Annotated in this window: 24 protein-coding genes; 17 read left to right on the top strand and 7 right to left on the bottom strand. The window is 60.3% G+C overall.

Going from position 1 to position 25,840, the window contains the following annotated elements:
• Positions 1 to 79: 79 nt before the first annotated feature.
• From IB245_RS03365 to metC, 10 genes are all read left to right on the top strand, one after another.
• Positions 80 to 922, top strand: a complete 843-nt coding sequence (locus IB245_RS03365) for a transporter substrate-binding domain-containing protein (RefSeq protein ID WP_192226507.1) — start codon at positions 80 to 82, stop codon at positions 920 to 922.
• 61 nt (positions 923 to 983) lie between these two features.
• Positions 984 to 1,835, top strand: coding sequence for a transporter substrate-binding domain-containing protein (locus IB245_RS03370; protein ID WP_192226508.1), 852 nt, complete (start codon positions 984 to 986; stop codon positions 1,833 to 1,835).
• Positions 1,832 to 3,250: an FAD-binding oxidoreductase gene (locus IB245_RS03375; RefSeq protein WP_192226509.1), complete on the top strand. Its 1,419-nt coding sequence runs from the start codon at positions 1,832 to 1,834 to the stop codon at positions 3,248 to 3,250. Before IB245_RS03370 ends, IB245_RS03375 begins: the two co-directional genes overlap by 4 nt.
• Positions 3,247 to 4,458 carry an aminotransferase class I/II-fold pyridoxal phosphate-dependent enzyme gene (locus IB245_RS03380; RefSeq protein ID WP_192226511.1) on the top strand — a complete coding sequence of 404 codons (1,212 nt, stop codon included), beginning with the start codon at positions 3,247 to 3,249 and terminating at the stop codon, positions 4,456 to 4,458. The genes IB245_RS03375 and IB245_RS03380 overlap by 4 nt, the downstream gene beginning before the upstream one ends.
• Complete coding sequence (locus IB245_RS03385) at positions 4,455 to 5,189, top strand: amino acid ABC transporter permease (RefSeq protein ID WP_192226513.1); 735 nt, start codon at positions 4,455 to 4,457, stop codon at positions 5,187 to 5,189. Before IB245_RS03380 ends, IB245_RS03385 begins: the two co-directional genes overlap by 4 nt.
• Positions 5,179 to 5,967 (top strand): amino acid ABC transporter permease, encoded by a 789-nt coding sequence (locus IB245_RS03390; protein WP_192226515.1) that lies wholly within the window; start codon positions 5,179 to 5,181, stop codon positions 5,965 to 5,967. Before IB245_RS03385 ends, IB245_RS03390 begins: the two co-directional genes overlap by 11 nt.
• A complete protein-coding gene (locus IB245_RS03395; protein ID WP_008041176.1) occupies positions 5,954 to 6,790 on the top strand; it encodes an amino acid ABC transporter ATP-binding protein in 837 nt (278 codons plus the stop codon). The genes IB245_RS03390 and IB245_RS03395 overlap by 14 nt, the downstream gene beginning before the upstream one ends.
• Positions 6,791 to 6,807: 17 nt before the next feature.
• Positions 6,808 to 7,404 (top strand): hypothetical protein, encoded by a 597-nt coding sequence (locus IB245_RS03400; protein ID WP_008032837.1) that lies wholly within the window; start codon positions 6,808 to 6,810, stop codon positions 7,402 to 7,404.
• Positions 7,401 to 8,057: a glutathione binding-like protein gene (locus tag IB245_RS03405; protein ID WP_192226517.1), complete on the top strand. Its 657-nt coding sequence runs from the start codon at positions 7,401 to 7,403 to the stop codon at positions 8,055 to 8,057. Before IB245_RS03400 ends, IB245_RS03405 begins: the two co-directional genes overlap by 4 nt.
• 22 nt (positions 8,058 to 8,079) lie before the next feature.
• The gene (gene metC / locus IB245_RS03410) at positions 8,080 to 10,836 is read left to right on the top strand and encodes a cystathionine beta-lyase (protein ID WP_192226519.1); all 2,757 of its coding nucleotides are present in this window, start codon (positions 8,080 to 8,082) and stop codon (positions 10,834 to 10,836) included.
• Here metC and rtcR read toward each other — a convergent pair.
• The gene (rtcR, locus tag IB245_RS03415) at positions 10,828 to 12,426 is read right to left on the bottom strand and encodes an RNA repair transcriptional activator RtcR (RefSeq protein ID WP_192226521.1); all 1,599 of its coding nucleotides are present in this window, start codon (positions 12,424 to 12,426) and stop codon (positions 10,828 to 10,830) included. The two genes, metC and rtcR, sit on opposite strands and share 9 nt — an antisense overlap.
• Positions 12,427 to 12,629: 203 nt before the next feature.
• On the opposite strand from rtcR, the gene IB245_RS03420 reads away from it, so the two are divergent.
• From IB245_RS03420 to rtcA, 4 genes are all read left to right on the top strand, one after another.
• Entirely contained in the window at positions 12,630 to 14,180 is a 1,551-nt protein-coding gene (locus tag IB245_RS03420; protein WP_192226523.1) for an RNA-binding protein, read from the top strand.
• 367 nt (positions 14,181 to 14,547) lie between these two features.
• Positions 14,548 to 15,774 carry an RtcB family protein gene (locus tag IB245_RS03425; protein ID WP_192226525.1) on the top strand — a complete coding sequence of 409 codons (1,227 nt, stop codon included), beginning with the start codon at positions 14,548 to 14,550 and terminating at the stop codon, positions 15,772 to 15,774.
• Positions 15,775 to 15,779: 5 nt separating this feature from the next.
• Complete coding sequence (locus IB245_RS03430) at positions 15,780 to 16,568, top strand: nucleotidyltransferase domain-containing protein (RefSeq protein WP_192226527.1); 789 nt, start codon at positions 15,780 to 15,782, stop codon at positions 16,566 to 16,568.
• 8 nt (positions 16,569 to 16,576) lie between these two features.
• A complete protein-coding gene (gene rtcA, locus IB245_RS03435) occupies positions 16,577 to 17,596 on the top strand; it encodes an RNA 3'-terminal phosphate cyclase (protein ID WP_192226529.1) in 1,020 nt (339 codons plus the stop codon).
• A gap of 13 nt (positions 17,597 to 17,609) precedes the next feature.
• Here rtcA and IB245_RS03440 read toward each other — a convergent pair whose 3' ends face one another.
• The 5 genes from IB245_RS03440 to IB245_RS03460 form a co-directional block, all read right to left on the bottom strand.
• On the bottom strand, positions 17,610 to 18,038 hold the full coding sequence (locus tag IB245_RS03440) for a hypothetical protein (protein WP_192226531.1): 429 nt from the start codon (positions 18,036 to 18,038) through the stop codon (positions 17,610 to 17,612).
• A gap of 119 nt (positions 18,039 to 18,157) precedes the next feature.
• Positions 18,158 to 18,571 (bottom strand): VOC family protein, encoded by a 414-nt coding sequence (locus IB245_RS03445; RefSeq protein ID WP_192226533.1) that lies wholly within the window; start codon positions 18,569 to 18,571, stop codon positions 18,158 to 18,160.
• 188 nt (positions 18,572 to 18,759) lie between these two features.
• Positions 18,760 to 19,431 (bottom strand): hypothetical protein, encoded by a 672-nt coding sequence (locus tag IB245_RS03450; RefSeq protein WP_192226535.1) that lies wholly within the window; start codon positions 19,429 to 19,431, stop codon positions 18,760 to 18,762.
• A gap of 38 nt (positions 19,432 to 19,469) precedes the next feature.
• Positions 19,470 to 20,072, bottom strand: coding sequence for a TetR/AcrR family transcriptional regulator (locus IB245_RS03455; RefSeq protein ID WP_008032848.1), 603 nt, complete (start codon positions 20,070 to 20,072; stop codon positions 19,470 to 19,472).
• Positions 20,059 to 20,910 (bottom strand): 3-hydroxybutyryl-CoA dehydrogenase, encoded by an 852-nt coding sequence (locus tag IB245_RS03460; RefSeq protein ID WP_008032849.1) that lies wholly within the window; start codon positions 20,908 to 20,910, stop codon positions 20,059 to 20,061. Before IB245_RS03460 ends, IB245_RS03455 begins: the two co-directional genes overlap by 14 nt.
• 166 nt (positions 20,911 to 21,076) lie before the next feature.
• Between IB245_RS03460 and IB245_RS03465 the strand changes: the two genes are divergently transcribed.
• The 3 genes from IB245_RS03465 (at position 21,077) to IB245_RS03475 (ending at position 24,848) form a co-directional block, all read left to right on the top strand.
• Positions 21,077 to 22,105, top strand: coding sequence for an AraC family transcriptional regulator (locus IB245_RS03465; RefSeq protein WP_192226537.1), 1,029 nt, complete (start codon positions 21,077 to 21,079; stop codon positions 22,103 to 22,105).
• Positions 22,106 to 22,275: 170 nt separating this feature from the next.
• Positions 22,276 to 22,866: a DUF6338 family protein gene (locus IB245_RS03470; protein WP_192226539.1), complete on the top strand. Its 591-nt coding sequence runs from the start codon at positions 22,276 to 22,278 to the stop codon at positions 22,864 to 22,866.
• A gap of 167 nt (positions 22,867 to 23,033) precedes the next feature.
• Complete coding sequence (locus tag IB245_RS03475) at positions 23,034 to 24,848, top strand: ABC transporter ATP-binding protein (protein ID WP_192226541.1); 1,815 nt, start codon at positions 23,034 to 23,036, stop codon at positions 24,846 to 24,848.
• 3 nt (positions 24,849 to 24,851) lie between these two features.
• Here IB245_RS03475 and IB245_RS03480 read toward each other — a convergent pair whose 3' ends face one another.
• Entirely contained in the window at positions 24,852 to 25,808 is a 957-nt protein-coding gene (locus IB245_RS03480) for an alpha/beta hydrolase (protein ID WP_192226543.1), read from the bottom strand.
• Positions 25,809 to 25,840 lie beyond the last annotated feature (32 nt).

Below are 25,840 nucleotides of genomic sequence, written 5' to 3' on the forward strand. Positions count from 1 at the left end.
TTTCCGTTACACCAACGCTCTACCTAGGATCCCCCACATCAGGTCGGGGGACGCCGATCATCCATGAGGGGGAAAAACCATGTTGTTCGAGCGCACACCTGTAAAACGAATATTGCCTGTGATGTTGGGCGCCCTGGTCTCACTGGCCGCCAGCACGGCTGCCCAGGCTGACGCGACGCTGGACAAGATCGAGCTGCGTCATGCGCTGGCGGTCGGCGTGCTGTTGTCGGGCGGCCCGTTTGGCGGGATTGATCCGGCCACCCAGAAGCCGCGCGGCTTGAACGTCGAGCTCGCTCAGGAACTGGGTCGCCAGTTGGACGCTGAAGTGGAGCTGGTCCCAGTCTTGCCGGCCAACCGCGTGCAGTTTTTGCAGCAGGGCAAAGTCGATTTGCTGATCGCCAACATGGAATGGACGGCGGAGCGCGGTGAGATTCTCGGTTTTGTGCCGACGCCGTTTTACCGGGTCGGCGGCACCGCTGCGGTGCTCAAGGACAGCAAGATCAGCCGTTGGGAAGACCTCAAGGGGCAGCCGGTCTGCACTTCGCAAGGCAGCAGCTACGTCAAGCCGCTCACCGAGTTGGGCGTCGAGATCAAAGCCTTCAAGAGCTCGTCGGAATCCTTGCTGGCGTTGCGTGGCAACAACTGCGTCGCCGCCGTGCACGACGCCACGCTGGTCAATCCGTTGATCGCCGACAGTGCTGAATGGAAAGACTACCGAGCGATCTCCCCGGAACTGAACCCGGCGCCCTCGGTGATCTGGACCCGTCGTGGTGAAAGCGACACCCAGGCCAGGATCGACCCGATCGTCAAGGAACTGCACCGCAGCGGCTGGCTGATCGAGGCGCAGACCCGCAACCACATCACGCCCGCGTCACCGGCGCTGGTCGAGTTGCAAAAGAAGTTTCAGGCCAACGGCGCCTGATTCAACTCATCGTCTTCACTACGCCGGCGCATTGCGCGACGGCTGTTCAAGGTAGTCGCGCATGAATCGCTATTTTTCCGTAAAAAACCTGTCCTCGCTGTGCCTGGCCGGCGCTGTCGTGTTGGGCACGAGCCTGGCTCAAGCCGATGCCACGCTGGACAAGATCGAGCAGCGCCACGCCATCAGTGTCGGGGTGATTCTCAGCGGGCCGCCGTTCGGCACCATCGACCCGAAGACGGGCGAGCACCTGGGCTACAACGTCGAACTGGCCAAAGGCGTTGCCAAGGCCTTGGGTGTCGAAGCCAACACCGTCTCGGTCCTTGCGCCGAACCGCGTGCAGTTTTTGCAGCAGGGCAAGGTCGACATCCTGATCGCCAACATGCAGTTCACCGACGAGCGCGCCGAGATCCTCGATTACGTGCCCACGCCTTATGAAGAGGTGGGCGGCGCGGCGTTGATTCGCAAAGGCTCGGGCATTACCCAATGGGCCGACCTCAAGGGCAAGCCGGTGTGCGTGTCCCAGGGCAGCAACTTCATCAAGCCGTTGCAGGAAACCTACGGCGCCGAGATCAAGGCGTTCCGCAGCCAGTCCGAGTCGTTGTTGTCGCTGCGCGGCAATGGCTGCGTGGCGGCGGTGCATGTCAGCCCGACCATGCATGCGTTGTTGAGCGATGCCGAGTGGGCCGGTTATGAAATCCCGCTGCCGGGTGATTTGATCCCCTCCAACTCGGTGATCTGGTTGCGCAAAGGCGAGCACGATACCCAGGCGAAACTCGATGCCATCGTGCGCGACTGGCACCGCAGTGGCTGGCTGATCGAACTGGGCGAACGCACCGGCATGGCGCCGTCTCAGGCCCTGCGCGACTTGCACGAAAAATATCGCAATGCCGCGCCGCTGGCGGTGCTTCCGTGAGTCTGTTCGCAGACTTGCAGCAACTGCTCGGCGCCAGCCATGTGCAGAGCAAAGAAGAGGCCGCGCCGTACCTGACCGATAAACAGGGCCGTTACGTCGGCCAGGTCATTGCCGCCGTGCACCCGGCCAATACCGAAGAGGTCGCGGCAGTGGTCCGCGCCTGCGTGGCCGCCGATACACCCGTGGTGGTGCAGGGCGGCAACACTGGCCTGATGGGCGGCGCCACCCCGGACGCCAGCGGCCGTGCGGTGTTGCTGTTGCTGGATCGCCTGAACCGGGTGCGCGTCGTGGACACCGACAACGACACGCTGACCGTCGAAGCCGGCTGCATTCTGCAAAACGTCCAGGACGTCGCCCGTGAGGCCGGTCGCCTGTTTCCCTTGAGCCTGGGCGCCGAAGGCAGTTGCACGATTGGCGGTAACCTCGGCACCAACGCCGGCGGCACCGCCGTGTTGCGCTATGGCAATACCCGCGAACTGACGCTGGGACTGGAAGTGGTGACCGCCGAGGGTGAAATCTGGAATGGCTTGCGCGGTCTGCGCAAGGACAACACCGGTTATGACCTGCGCGATCTGTACATCGGCAGTGAAGGCACCCTCGGCATTATCACCGCCGCCACGCTGAAACTGTTCCCGCTGCCCAAGGCACAAGCCACGGCGTTGCTGGCCTTCGACTCGCTGGCGCAGGCGGTGCAATTCCTGTCCCATGCCCGCGCCGGGTTTGGCGCCAGCCTCACCGCTTTCGAACTGCTCAGTGCCGATTGCCTGGCGCTGCTGCGCGAGCAATTTCCCGAGGGGCCGCAACCTTTTCTCGGTGTCAGCCAACCCTGGTTCGCGTTGCTGGAACTCTCGGATAACCACAGCGAAACTCACGCCCGCGAAGCCTTTGAAGTGGTGCTCGGCGATGCGTTCGAAAAAGACTTGCTGGCCAATGCGCTGATCGCCGAAAGCCTCGCGCAAAGTGAAGCGCTTTGGCTGTTGCGCGAGAATATGAGCGAGGCGCAGAAACGTGCCGGCCGCAACATGAAGCACGACATCTCGGTGCCGATTTCCCAGGTCGTGGCGTTCGTCAGCCACACCGATGCGCTGTTGCAGGCGCACTTTCCCGGTGTCCGGCATTTCACCTTCGGCCATCTGGGCGACGGCAACCTGCATTACAACGTCGCTCATCCGCTGGATTCGACGGTGGATGCCCACATGGCGAACTACGCGGCGCTCAGCCTGCTGGTTCACGACAGCGCCCATGCCCACGGCGGCTCGATCAGCGCCGAGCACGGCATCGGCCAACGCAAGCTGGGCCTGCTGGATCGCTACAAAAGCCCGGTGGAGCTGGATCTGATGCGGCGCATCAAGCAAGCGCTGGACCCGAAAAACCTGCTCAATCCGGGCAAGGTCGTGGAGGTTGCCCAGCCATGACGCTAAGACTTTCCAGGCGTGTGCAGCGTGTGTCCTTGTCGGCCAACGCCGCCGCCAAGTCCCGTGCTACCGAATTGCGCGAAGCCGGTCGTGACATTCTCGACCTGACCACCGGCGAGCCGGATTTCGACACGCCTGAACACATCAAGCAGGCGGCGTATGTCGCCATCGCCGCCGGTGCCACCAAGTACACGCCGACGCCGGGCGTGAAGGCTTTGCGACTTGCCGTGCAACGCAAGCTCCAGCGCGAAAACGCCCTGGAGTATTCACTGCCCTCCATCGTGATTGCCAACGGTGCCAAGCAAATCATCTTCAACGCCTTTGCCGCGACCCTCGACGAGGGCGATGAAGTGCTGGTGCCCACGCCGTACTGGCCGTCGTTTCCGGACAGCGTGCGTTTCAACGGTGGCGAGCCGGTGTTTATCGAGTGCGGGCTGGAGCAGGGCTGCAAGCTGACAGCCGCGCAACTGGAGCAACACATCGGCGAGTGCACGCGCTGGTTGATCCTCAACGGCCCCGGCAATCCCAGCGGCGCGGTTTACAGCGCAGCCGAGTTGCAAGCGCTCGCCGAGGTGCTGCGCCGTCATCCGCAGGTGTTGATCCTGCTGGATGAACTCTATGAGCACATTCGTTTCGACGGTCAGCCGCCGCAGAGCCTGCTCAATGTCGCGCCGGATCTGCAAGCGCGCTGCCTGTTGGTCGGCGGTGTGTCCAAGACCTACGCGATGACGGGTTGGCGCATCGGTTTCGGTGCCGGGCCACAGCTGCTGACCAGCGCAATGGCGGTCGTGCAGTCGCAATCGACTTCCGGGGCTTCCTCGGTGGGGCAAGCGGCTGCATTGGCGGCCTTTGACGGAGGGCTGGATTTCCTGCCCGAGCACGTTGCGGCTTATCAACTGAGAAGGGATGTGTTGGTGAGCACGTTGCGCGACGTAGACGGTCTCGAAGTGCTTGAGCCTCAGGGCGGTTTCTTCGTGTTTGTGCGCTGCGCCGGTTTGCTGGGGCGTTATCGTCCTGACGGCGTGCGCCTGAACAGCGACGCCGACGTCGTCGCCTATTTGCTGGAGGAAGGGGTGGCTGGCGTAGCGGGCAGTGCCTATGGCCTGTCGCCGTGGTTCCGCCTGTCCATCGCCACCGCGACCGACAGCGTGGCTGAAGCCGGACGCCGCATTGCCCGGGCCTGCGCGCAACTGCGGGGTACGGCATGAGTCACTGGCTGGAGCTTTTCGTCCACTGGAGCGCCGGGGTCGGTCTGAACTACAGCTTTCTGCTGGACGCCTACCAGCGCGGCACCCTGGTGCAGGGCGCGCTGACCACGGTGTTGTTGTGCCTGTTCACCATCGTCGGCAGTTTGCTCGCCGGCGTGGGATTGGCGGCGATGCTGACGTCGGGCAAGCCGTGGCTGGCGAAACCGGCGCGGGTGTTCGTCGAAGTCACCCGCAACACGCCGACGCTGGTGCAGCTGTATTGCGCCTTCCTGGTGCTGAACATGTTGCTGACCCAGGCGGTCGGCGCGGCGAACCCGCTGACGCCGTTCGCCTGGGTGGTGATCGTGATCTCGCTGCACAAGGGCGCATTCCATGCCGAAGCCTTGCGTGCCGGCATCGAGGCGGTGCCGGGCGTGACGCTGGAAGCGGCCAGTTCCCTGGCGTTCAACGCTCGGCAGTTGTTGTGGAACGTGCAACTGCCGCTGGCCTTGCGCTTCGCCTTGCCATCGCTGATCAACAACCTGATCGACCTGGTGAAAATGACCGCCGTCGCCTCGGCGATTGCCGTGGGCGATATCACCTACGCGTCGATCATGATCTGGACCCAGAGCGATAACGTGCTGGAGCTGATGATCCTGATTCTGAGCTTTTTCGGTCTGCTGAGTTTTATCGTCAATTGTGTGGGGCGCTACCTCGAAGCGCGCCTGAGGATGCCCGGCTATGGCCATTGAATCGTCCGTCACCGCGCCGGTGGCCTGGCCACGGCGGCACGTCGGCAAATTGTTGCTGCTGATCTGCGTTGTGCTCGGGTTGCTGTGGTTGGCCCCGCAAAGCCCGGTGCTGAAGGCGCTGCTGCAATGGTCGCCAGCCCTGGCCGTGGGTTTCGGGCAAAACATTCTGATCAGTCTGGTCGCCATCGCGCTGGGGTCGGTGCTGGGGTTGCTGGTGGGCGCACTGGCGTTGTCGCCGCTGCGTCTGCTGCGTTTCCCGGCACGGATCTGGGTGCAGATTTTCCGCAACGCGCCGTGGCTGGTGCTGATCTATTTCACCACCTATGTGTTCCCGTTTGAGATCAAGATCGGCAGCGCCTACATCTCGTTCCCCGACTGGGTCAAGGTGACCATTGGCCTGGCCTTGCCGGCAAGTGCCAACGTCGCGGAAATCTTCCGTGGCGCCATTGCTTCGATTCCGAGCACGCAGTGGGAAGCGGCCCGTTCGCTGGCGTTCACGCGTGGGCAGATTTTTCGCTCGATCATCCTGCCGCAGTGCTTCAAACGCATGTTGCCGCCGTGGATGAACCTGTATGCGGTGATCACCATGGGCACGGCGCTGGCCTCGCTGGTGGGTGTACATGACGTGATCGACACCGCGCAGATCGCCAGCAACACCGTAAACATGACCGGCTTCACCGTGGTGATTTACCTGAGCCTGCTGGTGCTGTTCTTCGCTTATTGCTACCCGATATCCCGTCTCACCCAACGCCTGGAGCGACGTTATGCCTTCTACTGAAACCGTCGCCGAGCCTCTGGTCAGCCTGCGCGATTTGCACCTGTCGTTCGCCAGCAACCCGGTGCTCAAAGGCATCGACCTCGACGTTCATCGTGGGCAGGCGGTGTCGATCATCGGCCCCTCCGGTTCCGGCAAATCGACCATCCTGCGCTGCATCACCGGGTTGTTGCAGCCCCAACGCGGCAGCATCCGCGTCGGCACCACCGAGGTGCACACGCTGGCGCAGGAAGCCCAGCGCATCGAGTTGCGCAAGCGCGTGGGGTTTGTCTTTCAGCAGTACAACCTGTTCCCGCATTTGTCGGTGCTGGAGAACCTGGTGATTGCGCCGCGCAAGGTGTTGGGGCGCAGCCGCATAGAGGCCGAAAAAGAAGCGCGTGCCTTGCTGGCGAAAGTGCGCATGGAGCACAAGGCCGATGCCTATCCGGGGCAACTGTCCGGCGGCCAGCAACAACGTGTGGCGATAGCCCGGGCGCTGGCGATGCGCCCGGAATTGATCCTGTTCGATGAAGTGACCTCGGCCCTTGACCCGGAAACCGTCGGCGAAGTGCTGACGGTGATTCGCGAGCTGACCGAAGAGGGTATGACCTGCGTGCTGGTCACCCATGAAATGCGCTTCGCTGAAGAGATCAGCGACATCGTCTACTTCACCGAAAACGGCGTGATCGTCGAGCACGGCAGCGCCGCACAGATTTTCCAGCACCCGAGCAGCGAGCGCACCCAGGAATTCCTGCGCCATGCCTTGGGTGATCCGGGACGCCGTCCCGCCGTTGCCAACGATCCGTATCTGCTGACCAACCTGGGTCGCTACAGCCTGTCCGTCTAATACCGAGGAGCCTGTCCATGAGTACCGAAAACCGTGCCGCCGTCATTGAGGATTTCCTGAAGAAAATCCGCGTCATTAACCAACGCGGCGTCGACCGCGCCGCGCTGGTGGAGATCGTCTCCCTGCTGGAAGCCTTGGCCGAGCGCCGCGATCTGTTCAATTTCGACGCGTTTCCCGCGCCAGTGCCGGGGCAGGGCAGCACCGCGTTTCGCTATCGTCTGAATGACGACGGCGACACGCCGACGCTGTACCTGAACTCGTTGTTGCCGGGCAAAAGCACGCTCCCGCACAACCACGAAACCTGGGCGATCATCAGCGCCGTCGAAGGCCAGGAGATCAACTACGTTTATGGTCGTGATGACGAAGGCCGCGAGCCGGGTTTCACCACCCTGCACCTGCAAAAAGAAGTGATCGTACAGCCCGGCACGTCGATTTCGTTTCTCGGTGAAGACCTGCACGGCATTCGCGTTGAAGGCGAGAGTGCGACCTTGCATTTCCATCTCTACGGCTTGCCGCTGGAGTCGCTCAACGGCCGTTATGGCGTCGAAGCGGACGGGCGCATTCTCAATTACAACGCCTCGCAAATGGCGCCGTCGATCAAGGCCTACGCATGATCGATTTGTACTACTGGCCGACCGGCAACGGCTTGAAGATCGGCATCCTGCTTGAAGAACTCGGACTGGATTACCGAGTGGTGCCGATCAACATCCGCGAGGGCGAGCAGAGGCAGGCGGCGTTCCAGCGGATCAGCGCCAATGGGCGGATCCCGGCGATTGTCGACCATGCACCCGAGGGTTTGAGCGAGCCGCTGAACCTGTTCGAATCCGGCGCCATTCTCAATTACCTGGCCGACAAGGCCGGGCGTTTTCTGCCCGCTGCCGGCAGCGTCGAGCGGCAGAAAGTCCAGGAATGGCTGTTCTGGCAGGTGGGGCATATCACGCCGTACCTGAGTCAGTTGCAGGTGTTCAAGGAGAAGGCGCCGCAACCGATTCCGTTCGCTCTCGACCTGCTCAATGCCGAAGCGACGCGGCTGTATCGGGTGCTGGAAACGCGTCTGGCTGACGTGCCGTATGTGGCGGGCGAGTACTCCATTGCCGACATGGCGATTTTCCCGTGGATCCAGCCGCAACGTCAGGGCCAGGACCTGGCGGACTTCCCGCACATCCACGCCTGGCGCGAACGGCTCAAGGCACGGCCGGCGATTCAACGTGCGTATGCGAAGGGCTGCGACGTGGCGGCCAATGAGCGCTCTCTGGCGCTTCAATAATTACTTTTCAAGCGGGACTTCCATGAGCCAGACCGTAACCCCAGGGCAATTGCAGCAGTGGCTGTTCGACGGGCAGGAAATTGCCCTGTTTGATGTGCGCGAACACGGCCAGTATGGCGAGGCCCATCTGTTTTTCGGGGTCAATCTGCCCTACAGCCGACTGGAACTGGAGGCTCGGCGGCTGGCGCCGAACCTTCAGGTGCGGCTGGTGATCTATGACCAGAGTGGCGGCGATGTCGCTACGCGTTCTGCCCAGCGTCTTCAAGCGTTGGGGTATGAGCGCGTGCACGTTCTCGAGGGTGGTGCCGATGGCTGGCAGGCTGCCGGTTATCAGCTGTTTGCCGGCGTGCATGTGCCGTCCAAGGCGTTCGGCGAATTGGTGGAGGAGGCCAGCCACACGCCGCATGTCACCGCGCAGCAACTGGCCGAATGGCAAGCCCGTGGCGAGCCGCTGGTGGTACTGGACGGCCGGCCGTTCGATGAATACCGCAAGATGACCATTCCCGGTTCCGTGTGCTGCCCGAACGGTGAGCTGGGTTATCGCATCCATGATCTGGTGCCGGATGACACCACGCCAATCGTGGTCAATTGCGCCGGCCGGACCCGCAGCATTATCGGCGCGCAAACGCTGATCAACCTGGGCTTGAAGAATCCGGTCTACGCGTTGGAGAACGGTACTCAGGGCTGGTATCTGGAAGATTTTCAGCTGGAGCACGGCAGCAGTCGTCGTTATGCCGATGCGGTATCCGTTGCACCTTTGGCCGCACAGCGTGTGGCCGCTGCCGGACTGGCGGAGCGGTCTGGGGTGAAAACCGTTGTGGCCCAGCAAGTCGCGCAGTGGGCCGAAGAGGTCGGGCGCAGTCTGTTTCTGTGCGACGTGCGCACTGCCGAGGAGTTTGCCGCTGGCAGTCTGCCCGGTTCACAGCACACGCCGGGCGGGCAGTTGATTCAATCCACCGACCTGTATGTCGGCGTGCGTCAGGCGCGGTTGGTGCTGATCGACAGCGATGGTGTGCGTGCGCCGATTGTCGCGAGCTGGCTGCGCCAGTTGGGGCATGAGGCGTATGTGCTGGAAGGTGGCGTGAGCAGCGGTCTGGCGTTGCCCAAGACTGAAGTTGCCGCCCATGAGGCGTTGCCATCGATCTCGGTGCAGGCACTGTCCGACGCGTTGAAGGACGACGCCGTCGCGCTGATCGATTTGCGCCCGAGCATGACCTTTCGCAAGGGCCATATTGCCGGCTCTCGCTGGTCGATTCGTTCGCTGCTCGCGACGCACGTAGCCGGTGAGCACCGGCCATTGGTCTTGGTGGCCGATGATCCATTGCTGGCCGCATTCGCGGCGCAGGAATTGCCGGAAACCCAGCGCGCACAACTGCGACTGCTGGACGGCGGACTCGCTGCCTGGCGTGCGGCCGGTTTCACCGTGCAGGAAAGTCCGGACACACCGGCCAATGAACAGTGCATCGATTTCCTGTTCTTCACCCATGATCGGCACTCCGGCAACAAGGACGCGGCGCGGCAGTACCTGGCCTGGGAAATCGGCTTGCTGGCGCAAATGAGCGACGACGAGATCGCCAGTCTCAAACCGCTGCAACCTCAAGCTACCGAGGACGCGCGGGTACGCACGCGCCTGGTCCATTCGGCACGCACTGAGCAGGGCAGTGGCGGTCGTTCGGTCAACGTGCCGGTCACCCGTCTGAGCACGGTACTGTTCGACAATCTCGCGCAAATGCGTGACGCCCGTGCCCGCCGTGACACCGAGCGGGTGTTGAGTTACGGCGCGCGCGGCAATCCAACCGCGTTCGCCCTCGAAGACCTGGTCACCGAACTGGAAGGCGGTTATCGCACCCGTCTGTTCGGCACCGGGCTAGCGGCGGTCGCGCAGACGTTTCTGGCGTACCTGCGCCCCGGCGATCATGTGCTGATCACCGATGCGGTGTACGCACCGGTGCGGCGTCTGGCCCGGGAATTTCTTGAGCCGTTCGGCATCCAGGTCAGCTACTTCGTCCCCGACGGCAGCGACTTGCAGGCGCAACTGCAAGCCAACACCAAAATGGTCTACACCGAAGTCCCGGGCTCCTTGCTGTACGAACTCTGCGACTTGCCGGCCATTGCCGCCCTGTGCAAACCGCGAGGCATTCTGCTGGCCGTCGACAATACCTGGGGCTCGGGTTACCTGTACCGACCGCTGACCCTCGGCGCGGACATCTCGATCATGGCGCTGACCAAATACCTGTGCGGCCACAGCGATGTGGTCATGGGCAGCGTCTGCGTCCGCGAAGATGCCTGGCAACCGCTGGCCTCCATGAGCGACACCTTTGGCGTCACCGTCAGCCCGGATGACGCTTATCTGGTATTGCGCGGCGCACGAACCCTGGCACCGAGACTGGAGGTGCATGAGCGCCAGGCGCTGGAAATCGCCCATTGGCTGCAAGCGCAACCGCAGGTGAAACGGGTGTTCCATCCGGCCTTGCCCGACCACCCTGGCCACACCTTGTGGCAACGGGACTTCAAGGGAAGCAACGGCTTGTTGTCCTTTGAACTGAACGAGGCGGACGCCGCTTATGTCGAGCGCTTCATCGATGCGTTGCAGTTGTTCGGATTGGGCGCGTCCTGGGGCGGTTTCGAAAGTCTGATCACCGTGGCCGACACCCAGGATCGCCAGAGTGCGGCGGACCGTTCATTGAATCCGGTGCTGCGCTTGCACATCGGGCTGGAGGATGTCGAGGCGTTGATTGAGGATCTGCAACGTGGTTTCGCTGCGGCTGCGTCAGCCTGACACCTGCTTCCAGTCGAGGGCAAAACGCGCCAGGTATTTGCGCAGTCGGTCAGCATCATTCGGCTGCGCCTTTGCTTGACGGGACACTCCAAATAACCGTCGCCCCGCATCAGACAGGCTGTCTGACTGACGACAGATGTCGAGCACCGCTTTGAGTTGCAGTCGATCAAACAGGTCGATATCAAGGTTTTCACCGAGCAGTTGGTCGAGCCCGTCATCCGGTTGCGCCAGGCCCCAGGCATAACGCAGGCGATCGATTTCTTCCTGAACCTGGGTTTCATCGATTCGCCCGCTGTCGGCTAATGTCGCCATGCGGGTGATGGAGGCTGAAAGCTCTCGGAAGTTGCCCAGCCACGCGGCTTCACTTGAGCTGGCAAAGGCCAGGTAGCGGCGTCGTGCTTCGAGGTTGAAGCGCGCCATGTGACCTTGTTCGCGGGCGTGGCGTGCGAGCTCGAAATCGATGTTCGGCTCGATGTCTTCGCGGCGCCCGGCCAGACCGGGAAGGTCGAATGTCCACAGGTTGATTCGCGCATACAAGTCTTCGCGAAACAGGCCTTCGGCCACCCGGCTGCGCAAGTCGCGGTGAGTGCCGGCGATGATCAGGAAATCGCTCTCCACTTCCTTGTCCGATCCTAGAGGGAAGAAGCGTTTCTCCTCGATGGCCTTGAGCAGCATGGCTTGTTCGTCTGCGCCCAACTCGCCAATTTCATCCAGAAACAGCATGCCACCATCGGCGGCTCGCAATAGGCCGTCGCGAGCGTTTTGCGCGCCGGTGAACGCGCCTTTGATATGGCCGAAGAGGGTCGACATGGCGCCGTCACCGCGCAGTGTGGCGCAGTTCACTTCGACGAAACGGCCCTGCACCTGGTGGCGACTGTGCTTGAGTTCATAGATACGTCGGGCCAGAAAGGATTTGCCTGCGCCGGTCGGGCCGATCAGCAGCATCGGCGCTCGCGAGCGCACCGCGACGCGCTCGATTTGCTCGATGGCGCGGTTGAACGCGGCGTTTCGGGTGGCGATCCCTGATTTGAGAAAGGCCAGGCCTTCCAGGCGTTTATGGGCGAAGCGCGTGGCAATGCGGTCGTAGCGCGACAGATCGAGATCGATCAGGGCGTGGGTGCCGATGGCGCGCTCTTGCTCGTTAAGCCGGCGAGCGGGAGAGGTCTGTATCAGCCTTGCCGGCAGGTAGCGCGCTTCGGTGAGCAAAAACCAGCAAATCTGCGCCACGTGGGTCCCGGTGGTGATGTGCACCAGGTAGTCCTCGTGTTCAGTGTCGAAACGATAGGCGGTGGTGAAGTCGTGAAGTGCGCCGTACACCTCTTCGAAATCCCACGGGTTGCGCAGCGACATCGGGTGCAGGTGCACTTCGGTCTCTGGCGAGACCTGGCGAATGTCTTCGCGAACACGCTCGGCCAGGCTGACGTCTCGGGCATCGGTGCCATGGATCAGCTCGAGCCGATGAATCACCACATCTTGTTGCTGGCACAACCCCACGCTCGGTCGCCAGTGACTCCAGCGATTGGCACCCTTGCCAACGCGGTCGAGTGTAGATCCGATAAATCCGATGGCGACCGTGCGCTTCTTTGACATGCTTATACCAAAAGATAAACAGCGATAACTGAGGATAGATAATAGACGGCAGATTTTTCTAAAACTTGAGATGTGTTTTTCGCAGAACTTAAAAAATACTTAAAAATCAATAAGATAAAAATAAAGTTCGTCGTAGGAATAAAACTGGCACGTCGACTGCAATACCTCTGGCAACGAACAAGACAACAGAGCGAGACGCCACGATGGCCAACTTCAAGCTGTTCAACACCCAACAGGCAACAGTGCCAGCTTGCGACATGCTGAACGCGGCTCAAGCTCCGGCTTATGCCTACACAGCCAAACACAAACTTGCCCAACTGGCCGCGACCGGTTGCCTGAACCAGACCTTTTACGCTTCGGCCGAAAGCCAGCTGGAGAATGTGTTGCAACTGGTGACCGAACTGGACAGCCGATATGTGGCTAAGGCCGCGCTTTACGCTCGCAAAAAAGGCCATATGAAAGACATGCCGGCCTTGATGCTGGCAGCCCTGACGGCACAGCGTTCAATGCTGGTGCCGGAGCTGTTTGAGCAAGTGGTAGACAGTGGAAAGATGCTGCGTAACTTCGTGCAGATCCTGCGCAGCGGCGTGACAGGGCGAAAGTCGCTCGGGTCGCAGCCAAAGCGTCTGGTGCAAAACTGGTTGAACAACGCCAGTGAATATCAGCTGCTGCAGGCGTCGATTGGTAACCAGCCATCGTTGGCAGACGTGGTGAAAATGGTTCACCCGAAACCCCATGAGGCATGGCGTGCAGCCTTCTTTGCCTGGCTGATCGGTAAGCCGGTGGATGTTCAGACGCTGCCAGCACTGACACGCTCGTTGCTGGCGTTTCGCAGCGGGGCGAGCGATGAGGTGCCGCAGGTACCCTTTCAGTTGCTCGGCAATGAAACGTTGAGCAAAGAACAATGGGCGTCTCAAGCACGGAACATGGGGTGGCAGGGGCTGCGCATGAACCTGAATACATTGGCACGCCACGGTGCGTTTCAGGTGCCGGGATTCGCCAAATATGCAGCGGAACGCCTGGCTGATGCCGAAGCGGTAGCCAAGGCGCGGGTTTATCCATACCAGTTGCTTGCGGCCTATCGCATGACCGGCAATGACGTTCCGCACGTGGTGCGTGAAGCATTGCAGGAAGCGCTGGAACTGTCGTTGGCCAACGTTCCGACGCTGCAAGGTTCGGTGATCGTTTGCCCGGATGTCTCGGGTTCGATGCACAGTCCCGTGACCGGTTATCGTCAAGGCGCGACCACGGCAGTACGCTGTATTGATGTGGCTGCGCTGGTGGCTGCGGCGGTATTACGCAAACAGCCGGCAGCTCAGGTGATGCCGTTTGAAATGCAGGTGGTGGATATTCAGCTCAACCCTCGCGACAGCGTGATGAGCAATGCCGCAAAACTGGCTGCAATAGGTGGTGGCGGGACGAACTGCTCGGCGCCGCTGGCAAAACTGGCGAACGCCAAAGCCAGGGTCGATACGCTGATTCTTGTCTCGGATAACGAGTCCTGGATCGATGCTCGTCACCACGGCGGCACTGAGACGATGCGGCAATGGGAGCGGATCAAGCAAATCAACCCGCAGGCACGGTTGGTGTGCATCGATATGCAACCCGGCGCCACAACGCAGGCGGCGGACCGCGAGGACATATTGAATGTCGGTGGTTTTAGCGACGCGGTGTTCGATGTGATCGAACAGTTCACCCGTGGCAACTATGGTGCGCAACATTGGGTGAAAGCGATCGAAGCCATGGAGCTTTGATCGTCAACACGCAGAATTGAGTTTTTTACAGGCGCTGAATGCCGATGGGACTACATCAAACGACGTCTCATCAAACCCTTGTCAGCGTGTGTGAAAGGCACGAATGCCGATTGGCTGTACATCCAGGACCGGTTAACCCCGGTGTGCGGTAACGCGCAACAGTCACTCATTTTTTGTCGTGCCACCTTTTAAGATTTGCCCGGCGAATGCCGGTGGAACTACAGGACAACGTGGTCGCGGGTTCGAATCCCGCCAGCCGAAAGGCTGTAGCTCAGCGGTAGAGCGCGATGCATGTTTCACCAAACCTTGTCGCCCCAGGCTCCAGAGCAACGCCGAGACAATCGGCCAATAGAAAAGAATCGAAATCATGAAAGAACATACCTACCAACTGCTGGAAGTGGCCAACGGCAAACCGATCAAACTGTGGACCGAGGGCGTCCCGGTAGAAAACGAAGCCAGACAGCAGTTGATGAACACCGCAAAGATGCCGTTCATCTTCAAGCACCTGGCAGTGATGCCGGATGTGCATTTGGGCAAGGGCTCGACTATAGGCAGCGTGATTCCTACCGTTGGGGCGATCATTCCGGCTGCTGTCGGGGTGGATATCGGTTGCGGCATGATTGCCGCGCGCACGTCACTGACGGCCAGTGATTTGCCGGACAACCTGCATGGCCTGCGTTGCGCGATCGAGAAAGCGGTGCCGCACGGGCGCACATCCACACGTTCACGTCGGGACAAGGGCGCCTGGGACGATGTACCTCAACAAGCCGATAAGGCCTGGTCGGCGCTGGATCCGCGGTTCAAGGCGATCACTGACAAGTATCCGAAGCTGGCCAACACCAACAACCGTGGGCATTTGGGCACGTTGGGTAGCGGCAACCATTTCATCGAGGTGTGCCTGGATGAAGCCAATCGGGTCTGGTTCATGCTGCACAGTGGATCCCGTGGGGTCGGTAACGCCATTGGCAACCTGTTCATTCAGTTGGCGCAGGCGGATATGCGTCAGCACATCGCCAACCTGCCTGATCGCGACCTGGCCTACTTCGAGGAAGGCAGCCAACACTTCGATGATTACGTCGAGGCGGTCGGTTGGGCCCAGGATTTTGCCAAACAGAACCGCGCACTGATGATGCAAGCGGTGATTCAAGCGACGCGGCAGGTGATCAGCAAGCCTTTTGAGGTTGCCCTGGAAGCGGTGAACTGCCACCACAACTATGTGCAAAAAGAACGGCATTTTGGTGAGGATATTTTGGTCACCCGAAAAGGCGCAGTGTCGGCGAATAAGGGCGAACTGGGGATTATTCCGGGATCGATGGGGGCAAAAAGCTTCATCGTCCGCGGGCTCGGTAACGAGGAATCATTCTGCTCTTGCAGCCACGGTGCCGGCCGCACCATGAGTCGCACCAAAGCGAAAAACATGTTCACCGTCGAAGATCAGATCCGTGCCACCGCCCACGTGGAGTGCCGCAAGGATGCTGCTGTCATCGATGAAATACCGATGGCCTACAAGGACATCGACCAAGTCATGCACGCCCAGCGCGAGTTGGTGGAAGTGCTGCACACCCTGCGTCAGGTAGTGTGCGTAAAAGGATAGGGGAAATGGAATATCACGATCATCACCCTCTGGCGCCCGAGATGCGCGCCAGAGTCCTGGAAGAGCTGGAACGCATCGAACGCGAGCGTAACGTCACCGTGCTTTATGCCTGCGAATCCGGTAGCCGAGCCTGGGGTTTTGCTTCGACTGACAGCGATTACGATGTGCGTTTTGTGTATGTGGAGAAACCCGACTGGTTCGTCCAGGTTGATACCGCGCGGGATGTAATCGAGCGACCGCTGGACGATGAGCTTGATGTCAGCGGCTGGGAGTTGCGCAAGACCTTGGGTTTGTTGCGCAAGTCCAACCCGACCTTGCTCGAGTGGCTGGATTCGCCTTTGGTGTATCGCAGCGAACCTGCCGCGACCGGGCGTCTGCGTGAGCTGGCCGAAACCTTCTACAGCCCACCGGCAGCACGAAACCATTATCTGTCGATGGCCAAGAAGAACTTTCGCGGTTATCTGCAAGGCGATAGCGTGAGGTTCAAGAAGTACTTCTACGTTCTACGGCCGTTGCTCGCCGTGCGCTGGATCGATCAAGGGCTGGGTCGCCCGCCGATGACGTTCGCCGACTTGCTGAGCACAGTCGATGATCAGTCGTTGCTGGATGAAGTCGCCGAGTTATTGGTGCTCAAACGCAACGCCGATGAAAGTGCATACGGCCCAAGACGCAACGCCCTGCACGCGTTCATCGCCGCAGAGTTGGAGCGTGCCGTACCTAAACTGCCGCGTACTCAGGAAGACTCGCGATTGCTCGACGATTACTTGAGAGAGACTGTCGGGCACTACGCATAAGGATGAAGATGAAACAGGAAGTGATTGAACTGGATGGCGCCATTGGCGGTGGCCAGGTGTTGCGCAGCGCTTTAAGCCTGTCGATGGTGACCGGTCGCGCACTGCAAATTAAAAACATCAGAGCCAAACGCAGCCGGCCCGGATTGTTGCGTCAGCACCTGACTGCCGTACTGGCTGCGGCTCAGGTTTGCGATGCAAAAGTGCAAGGTGCGGAATTGGGTTCGCAGTGCCTGTCCTTCGAGCCGGGTCCGATTCGCGGCGGGGATTTCAGTTTTGCGATCGGCACGGCGGGTAGCTGCACGTTGGTATTGCAGACGCTGTTGCCGGCGTTGCTGCTGGCGCCTGAAGCCAGTCGGGTGCGTATATCGGGTGGTACTCATAACCCGATGGCGCCTCCGACTGATTTTCTACAGCTAGCCTGGTTGCCGCAGCTGCGGCGCATGGGCGCCAAGGTTGAATTACAGTTGTTGCGTCACGGTTTTGTGCCTGCCGGTGGTGGTGAGATCGAGGTGTTTGTCCAGCCGTCGAAACTGCTGCCGTTGCATCTGTTGGAACGCGGCGCCTTGCTCACGAAACATGCCAGCGCGCTGATCGCCGGGCTTGCGCCGCATGTGGCGGAGCGCGAACTTGATCGGGTCGCCAAGCGGCTGAACATGGCGCAGGAGGAACTACTGATGGTCACGATCAACCAGGACCAGGGACCGGGCAATGTTTTGCTGTTGGAGCACAGGTTTGAGCACGTAACCGAAGTATTCAGCGCATTCGGCCAAACGGCCCTTCGCGCGGAAAAGGTTGCTGACGGCGCGATTAATCAGGCCATGGACTGGCTGAACAGCGGAGCAGCAGTGGCCGAACACCTGGCCGATCAATTGCTGTTGCCAATGGCGTTGGCAGGCGGTGGAAGTTTCACTACGCCACGTATGACTGAACATCTGCAAAGCAACATCGCGGTCATCGAGCGATTTCTGCCGATCACAATTGATTGCAGGGAAGAAGGGGCTGCCCGGCTCAGAGTTGAGTGCAACTGACCCGTCTCCGCCATCACTTGAACTTGATCACGATCCCTTTGAGCTTGCGTCCCTCAATGGTTCTTACATCGCGAGCCCACAGCGGCCCGTTGACATAAGCGCCCATCGGCTGGATATGGTCGTAGACCACCACCACGGCATCGCCACCGAGCTTGGCTGACTCGTCCCGAAGTTTTCCTTCAACCTGGGTGATGGGAGGGGCGGGATCAACGCTGGCATCGATCAGCACTTCACCCAATCGAATGTGCGGGCGAAGGGGTTCGGTACGCAACACCACGACTTCACTGGCCAGCGTCGGCGCGGGATGCTCGACACCCACATAGGCAGTGGTCTGGGCATCGACCGTGGCGCAACCACTCAACACCAGCAAGGTTCCGGCGAGCGCTGTCGCCAGCAGCGATATTTTCAAACGGGTGGACCAGGGCGCGTCATGGGCAGGCATGGTGGGTTTCCTCCGAAGGTTCTGCTGCGAGGCGGGGTGGCCTGTTGACGGTAGCAGACGGTCCGGGAGTGTCCAGAACGCCCAGCCTTTTCAGGTTGGGCGTTTGCTTGCCGGTAAAGTCACTGATCCTTTTCGCAATTGACCATCCACGACACACCAAACCGGTCGACCAGCATCCCGAAACGTGCGGCCCAGAAGGTCGCTTCCAGCGGCATTTGCACGTTGCCGTCTTCCGCCAATGCGTTGAAGACCCGTTCCGCCTCGGCAATGCTGTCGACGTTCAGCGAGACCGAACAACCGGCCATGTCATCTGTGGGGCGATCAGGTGTGGTGTCCGACCCCATGATCGCCTGATCACCCACCGACAGGCGGGTATGAATGATCAGGTTGTGCAGGTCCGCCGCAAAGTGCTCGCGCGCCGGGCTTTCACCGAAGGTCATCATGACGTCGAGCTGGCCTTGAAGGGCCTGGGCATAGAAAGTGAACGCGGCTTTACAGTCGCCGTTGAAGATGAGGTAGGGATTGATTTTCATTGTTTGCTCCCGTTGCCAACAGACGGAGGTGGGTTTTCCTGTAGGAGCGAGCTGGCTCGCGATGGTCTCCAGAACGCCGCGTTTATCCAGACCGCACGCTCCTACAACGGCATTAGCAAAGCCTTAGAGGTGGTGATTGGCAAAAATCGTTTAGATGTTTTTTCTATTGAAACGATGCGGGTTATCGCTCAATCCACGACCACCGGAACATCGTCTTCGCCCAGGCAGACCGTCAATTGTTGACCGGCTTCGTTGAAGGCGCAGTGCGGTAACGACTGTTGCTTGAAAATGGCCATGGGCACGCCGACAAACAAGATGAGCAGCGTGGTCGCCACGGCCATTCGCCCCGACATTGCAGAGCGTGACGGCGATGTTTTTGAGGCGCTGCTTTTGATCCTCGATCGGGCATACAGGCCGCTGCACAGCAACACTGCACCGATCAGCATGGCCACGCCGATCTCCTGTCGGCTGGTACTCAAAATCATTTGGTCGGCGTTGGCCGGATAGTTGAGTTGCCACCAGGCGCCAATGCCCACGGGCAAAAGTCCGGCGCTGATCCAGCCGTAGATTGATCCGGGCAAACGACACACAACGGCAAGCAACAGGCCGACGCTGGCAGCGCCCCAGCCCATCAGATAAAGCTGGGTTGCCATGCCTCCCCCCATAAAAGTGCCGCCGACATCGATGGGCGTTATCAGCAACCAGTCAAAGGCGGCGATGTGCAGCGTCAGTACGAAGACGGCGATACAGCTCAGGGGGTAATAGAGCCATGACCAGAGGGTGCGGGGGCGGGATAACACACGAAGTCCTTTTTGTGTTTGAGGGCGCGCCATTATGCGGCGTGGGTTTACGCTTTGCATCGGTGGCTCGCTCGATCCACTGAAACCAGTCCGGTTTCTCAGGCCGCTGCGCGTGGCACCGAGGGCCGTAGCAAACGCTCAATGGCCCCAGCCACGAGGTTTTCCAGCAGTTCATTACGCTCAGGCTCATCCAGCAGATGGTGCGCCAGCCAGCAGGGCGCGCTGTTCAGCAGATTGGCGATGGCATGCCCGGCGGCCTGTTGCGCCTGTTCACTGAGACGGGGTTTGGTCCCGAGCATCAGCAGCAATGTGCGTTCGTACTGTTCGCGCAACTGCCGAACGCGCGCCTGCTGTTCGTCATTCAGGCAGCCGCTGTCGCGTTCCACCAGACGAAAATGCCAAGGCATTTCCTGATGCAGATTCAAATGCGCGCGGATCAGGCTGTTGAGCCTGTCGCGCTTGGCCGGAGACTTTTGCTCGATGCGCCCCAGGGTTGCCAACAGCTCTTCGTAGAACTCCTCGATCAAGTCGAGCAGCAAGTGCTGTTTGCTGGGGTAATGGTGATACAACGAACCCGGGGAAAGCCCCAGGCACGTCGCGAGCTCACGCATGCCGACCTGACCGAAACCCTTGCTGGCAAACAGCTCCAGCACCTTGTCGCGGTACTCGGCGAAACGTGAGCAACGCTCAGGCATAGGCATGGAAGCCACGCCCCGTCTTGCGTCCCAGATAACCGGCGGCAACCATTTCCTTGAGCAGTGGCGCGGGGCGGTATTTGCTGTCGTTGAAACCGTCGTAGAAGGCTTCAAGAATCGCCAGTACGGTGTCCAGACCGATCAGGTCGGCCAGTGCCAGCGGGCCGATGGGCTGGTTGCAGCCCAGGCGCATCCCGGCGTCGATGTCTTCGGCGCTGGCCAGGCCTTCCTGAAACACCAGGATCGCTTCGTTGATCATCGGCACCAGAATCCGGTTGACCACAAAGCCCGGCCGGTTACCGGCGGTGATCGCGGTTTTGCCCAGGGTGGTTGCCATGTCCAGCGCCAGGGCGTGGGTTGCGTCGCTGGTTTGCAGGCCGCGAATCACTTCGATCAGGCCCATCACCGGCACCGGATTGAAGAAGTGCAGGCCGATGAAGCGTTCAGGCTGGCTGACGCTGGCGGCAAGCTGGGTGATCGACAGCGACGACGTATTGGAGGCGATCACACACTCGGCGCTGACCTGCGCGGCGATTTGTTGCAGCACGCGCAGTTTCAGGTCGAGGTTTTCGGTGGCGGCTTCAATTACCAGTTGCACGTTGTGCAAGCTGCTGTAGTCGGTGCTGGTGCGGATCTTGTCGAGGGCGGCGAGCTTTTGAGCTTCTGTCAGCGTGTCCTTGGCAACTTGCCGATCGAGGTTTTTGCCGACGGTCGCAACAGCTTTTTGCAGGGCGCTCTCGGAGATATCGATCAAGGTCACGTTGAACCCTGCCTGGGCGCAGACTTGTGCAATGCCGTTGCCCATGGTGCCTGCGCCGATCACGCCAATGTTTTGCAGATTCATGTACACGTCCTTCCGGTCAAACCCCGCGATACCTTGGCCGCCACAGCGGCCGAAGGCGTACTATTGGCCGCGAGTCTAGAACCGGCGGGGCGGTTGTCCTATGCCGGAACTGTTCAACGGTGCTGGTGTTTTTTGCCATTCGGGTGATGGGGAGCGAAGCGTTCAGATGCGGGAAAAGGATTCGGTGGCCGCCTACTTTGTGCAGGCGATGATCCATGGGCTGGGGGACAATCCTCAGCGGCGGCGGGCTGCGCTGGAACAGGCAGGTATCGACCCGGTGTTGATCGAACAGCCCGTGTCGCGGGTGCCGGCCAGTGCGTTTGCTGCACTCTGGTTGATCCAGATCCGCGAGCTCGATGACGAGTTCTTCCGGCTCGACTCCCACGGCATGCCGCCGGGCAGCTTCGCCCTGATTTGCCGGGCCCTGATTCAGGAACCCGACCTGCACAAAGCCATGCGCCAGTGCCTGAACAACTTTGCCCTGTTCCTTCGCGATTTTCGCGGCACGCTGACGGTGCGCGGCAAACGTGCAGTCATCAGCCTGGATAGCTGCGCGAAAAACGATGATGTTGCGCGTTTTGGCGAAGAGACTTTTCTGGTGCTGATGATCAGCCTGATGTGCTGGCTGGGTGGTCGGCGTATTCCCATCGACCGCGCGGACTTTCGCCACAAGCGCGTGTCCCTCAGCGATGACCGTTTGCTCTGGGGGCCGAACCTGACCTTCGGCGCCGAGCGCACCGAAATCGAATTCGCCAGCCACTACCTGCGCTTGCCGGTGGTCCAGGACCTGGCTTCGCTGAAAGTGTTTCTGCGTACCGCGCCGCAATGGCTGGTGATTCGCTTCCGCAACCAGCATGGGCTGGCGTCGCAAGTCCACCAGCGTTTGCGCAACAGCCACTACAGCCAATGGCCGACCTTGCAGGCCTTTGCTTTGGAACAACATCTGAGCCCCAGCACCTTTCGCCGCAAGCTGGAGCGGGAAGGGTGTTCGTATCAGGAAATCAAGGACGAGGTGCGGCGCGGGGTTGCGTTTGAGCAATTGCGGCAGAGCAAGGCCAGCATCGGTGACATTGCCGAGCAATTGGGTTTTCAAGAACCAAGTGCATTTCACCGGGCGTTCAAGAAGTGGACGGGGGAGAGTCCGGGGCGTTATCGAGCACGGTTTTTGGAGCATGTGACGTCGGATCTGGATTGAGTTTTTGTCCAGTTTTTCCTTGTTGAATGTAGGAGGATTTTTCGCTTGTAGTCCCGCCTGTAGTCCCGAAATCTCTTGTGACGACAGCGCTTCAGCAGTGGATGACACAGGCTGTAGAGGTGCTGTATTTATTTGCTCCGGGACGAATTTTCAATGGATTGGAAAGGGCAATGGACAGCTTGATCAAGGACGTGATCCCGCTACTGCAGTATCTGCTTCCGGGGTTTTTAGCAGCGTGGATTTTTTACTCGCTCACGGCGTTCAAGCGCCCGGACACTTTTGGACAGATTGTCCAGGCACTGATTTTTACGTTTGTGATTCAGTCGCTGGTGGTCGGTTTGGAAGGACTGTTGCTACTGGCGGGAGAACGATTTTTTTCGATCGGCGTGTGGGACAGGAAATCGGAGGCGTTATGGTCGGCAGTGATTGCGCTGGTGATGGGGGTTCTTTCCTGTCATATCGCTCATGGCGACAGGCTTCATGCGTTACTCAGGAAACTGAAAATAACGGCTAAAAAATCGTTCCCTTGCGAGTGGTACAGTGCTTTTTCATCGAGACCGGGTTTCGTGATATTGCATTTGATCGGAGGGAAACGTCTGTTTGGCTGGCCAAGCGAATGGCCATCGGAGCCTGCTAACGGACAATTCGTTCTGGAGTTCCCTCGCTGGATCGATAGCGACGGCAATCTGTTACCTGGTAGGGCAAAGGCCCTGGTTATTGATGTATCAAAAGTGAGTTGTGTCGAATTCGCAAAACAATAGGGTGATCAAATGTCATGCAAAGCGCCGACTGAAATGCCGCCTGAGCTGAGGCGGATGATGGAAGAGTGGGAAAATGGTGGTCCTCTTCCCCCCGGGCTGGTGTTCCCCATCGGGCCTTCACCTTTACGAAAAGAAATGACGAAACCGCGCAAGCGCAACCGATAAACATGCCAGCGGCCCTTTCCCGCGTCACCTCATTGCTCGATCAGGCCAGACGCGCCTTGCTCCTTGTCTGGGCTACTTCTCGCGGGTTGTTTCTGGGCCTGGTGCTGGCGACCCTGATCGCAGGCGTACTCCCGGCATTGGCTGCCTGGCTGGGCCAACGCATCGTCGACGCGGTGGTTTTCGCCATGCAACTGCACGCGCAGCAGGGCAGTGCGCCGTTGTGGCCGGTGGTGCGTTACGTGCTGTTTGAAGCCGGCGTGCTCGCGTTGCTGTCCGGGACCCAGCGGGCGCTGTCGGTTCAGCAATCGCTGTTGCGAGTGCAGTTGGGGCAGAAGGTCAACACGATGATTCTGGAGAAAGCCCAGACGTTGTCGCTGGTCCAGTTCGAGAATTCCGAGTTCTACGACAAGCTGGTGCGGGTCCGGCGCGAAGCGTCGACCCGGCCGTTGGCGCTGGTGATGAAGTCGCTGGGGCTGATCCAGAACCTAATCGTGCTGATCAGTTTCGGCGTGTTGCTGGTGCATTTTTCGCCGTGGGCGCTGGTGTTGTTGGTGGTGGGTGCGTTGCCGGTATTTTTTGCCGAAGCACATTTTTCCGGGGACGCCTTCAGGCTGTTTACCCGTCGTGCGCCGGAGAGCCGGCAACAGAACTACATCGAGACACTGCTCTCCCACGAGGGCTACATCAAAGAGGTCAAGCTGTTCGGCTTCGCGCCACTGCTGTTGAAGCGTTATCGCGATACGTTCGCGCGTCTTTACGCTGAAGACCGTCGGCTGACCCTGCGCCGCGATGGCTGGGGTTTTGTCCTGGGATTACTGGGCACGGGGGCGTTTTATCTCGCGTACGCGTGGGTGGTGGTCGACACCGTCCACGGCAGCATCACCCTCGGCCAGATGACCATGTACCTGGTGCTGTTCAAGCAGGGGCAGACTGCAGTGAGCAGCAGCTTGAGCGCCATCAGTGGTCTTTACGAAGACGGGCTGTATCTGTCCAGCCTCTATGAATACCTGGCTGAGCCCGTGGTGGCCGACTCCGGCAGCCTGACCGTAGGCGCGCTGCCCGGCGATGGTCTGCGGTTCGAAAACGTCGGGTTCAGCTATCCGGGCGCGAGCCGCGCGGCGCTGGAGGGCATCGATCTGCACCTCGTGCCGGGGCACAGTGTGGCGCTGGTGGGGGAGAACGGTTCGGGCAAGACCACGCTGATCAAGCTGCTGACCCGTCTGTACCGTCCCGACCAGGGGCGCATCCTGCTGGACGGCAGTGACTTGCAGGCATGGGACGAAGATGCGCTGCGCCGGCGTATTGGTGTGATTTTCCAGGACTATATTCGCTACCAGTTCTCCGTGGGCGAGAACATCGGTGTCGGTGACACCCTGGCGTTCAACGATGAGCAGCGCTGGCAAGCCGCTGCCGCCGAGGGCATGGCCGCGCCTTTCATTGAGCGTCTGGATCGCGGCTATGCCACCCAATTGGGCCGCTGGTTCGCCGGCGGCCAGGAACTGTCCGGCGGGCAATGGCAGAAGATTGCCTTGTCCCGTGCCTACATGCGCCGTGACGCCGATATCCTGATTCTGGATGAGCCGACCTCAGCCCTCGACCCGGCGGCGGAAGCGGCGGTGTTCGAGCATTTCAGTCAGCACACCGAAGGCCGCATGACGCTGTTGATTTCCCACCGTTTTTCCAGCGTGCGTAATGCCGACCACATCATCGTGCTGGATCAGGGTGCGATCCTTGAACGCGGCGATCACGCCAGTCTGGTGGCCGCCGGAGGGCGTTACGCGCAATTGTTCAACTTGCAGGCGCGAGGTTATCGCTAAACGTCAGGAGTCCTGAGAGCCGCGTGAGATTGCAGGACCGGCCATCTGCGGCGGTTTTGCTTTCATCAGGCCTTCAAGTGCCTGGCGATACTGGGTGCCGCCCAAACTCATGCTGTTGTTGTGCGTGCCGCCCGGCACCAACAACAGGCGCTTGGGCTCGCTGGCCGCGTTGAACAACTGCTGGCTGAAGCGCGAAGGCATGAATGTATCGGCCAGGCCATGCACGACCAGCAGCGGCATGTCGATGTCGACGATCTTGTCGATGGAATCGAATTTCTGCGACAGCAGCCAGCGCACCGGCAGCCATTTCACCGGCAAGTTGCTTTCGGCCACTTGGGCCACGGCATCGCCCAGTGACGTGAACGTGGACTCGATCACCAGACCGCGCACCGGGACGGCGGCATGGTTCTTTTTCGCCTGTGCGGCCAGGTCTGACGCGAGGTCGATGGCTACCGCACCTCCGAGGGAATGGCCGTAGATCAGGCGCTTGCTGGCGTCCGGTTGCATCGTTGTGAAGCGTTCCCAGGCTGCTCGCGCGTCTTCATACACACTGGCTTCCGACGGCAGATCGCCTTTGCTCTGACCAAACCCGCGGTAGTCGATCGCCAGGACGGAATAGCCCATGGCGCGCAATTGTTCGATGCGAAACGCCTGGCCGGTGAGGTTCCAGCGCACACCGTGCAAATAGAGGATCGAAGGCGCATCACGACGAGCCGCCGGCCACCACCAGGCATGCAGGTTTTGCCCATCCTTGAAACTGGCGGGCTGGATGTCGAATTCTTGAACGTCCTTCGGCAAACCGCGATACCAGCCCGCCGTGCCTGGCTCGATACGGAACAGCAGCTCGCGCTCGGTGTGCTCAAGCACGCCGCAACTCACCGGCAGGCCGACAATCAGCGCGGCCATGCACAGCAAGGGCAGCCAGCGTCGGCGCAGGCGTGTGAGCGGGGAGGAGGGCATCGGATGGTCCGTCGGTAAAAAACTGAAGTCCG

Origin of the sequence: Pseudomonas sp. PDM02 (assembly GCF_014852285.1) — a bacterium.
Lineage (GTDB): Bacteria > Pseudomonadota > Gammaproteobacteria > Pseudomonadales > Pseudomonadaceae > Aquipseudomonas > Aquipseudomonas migulae.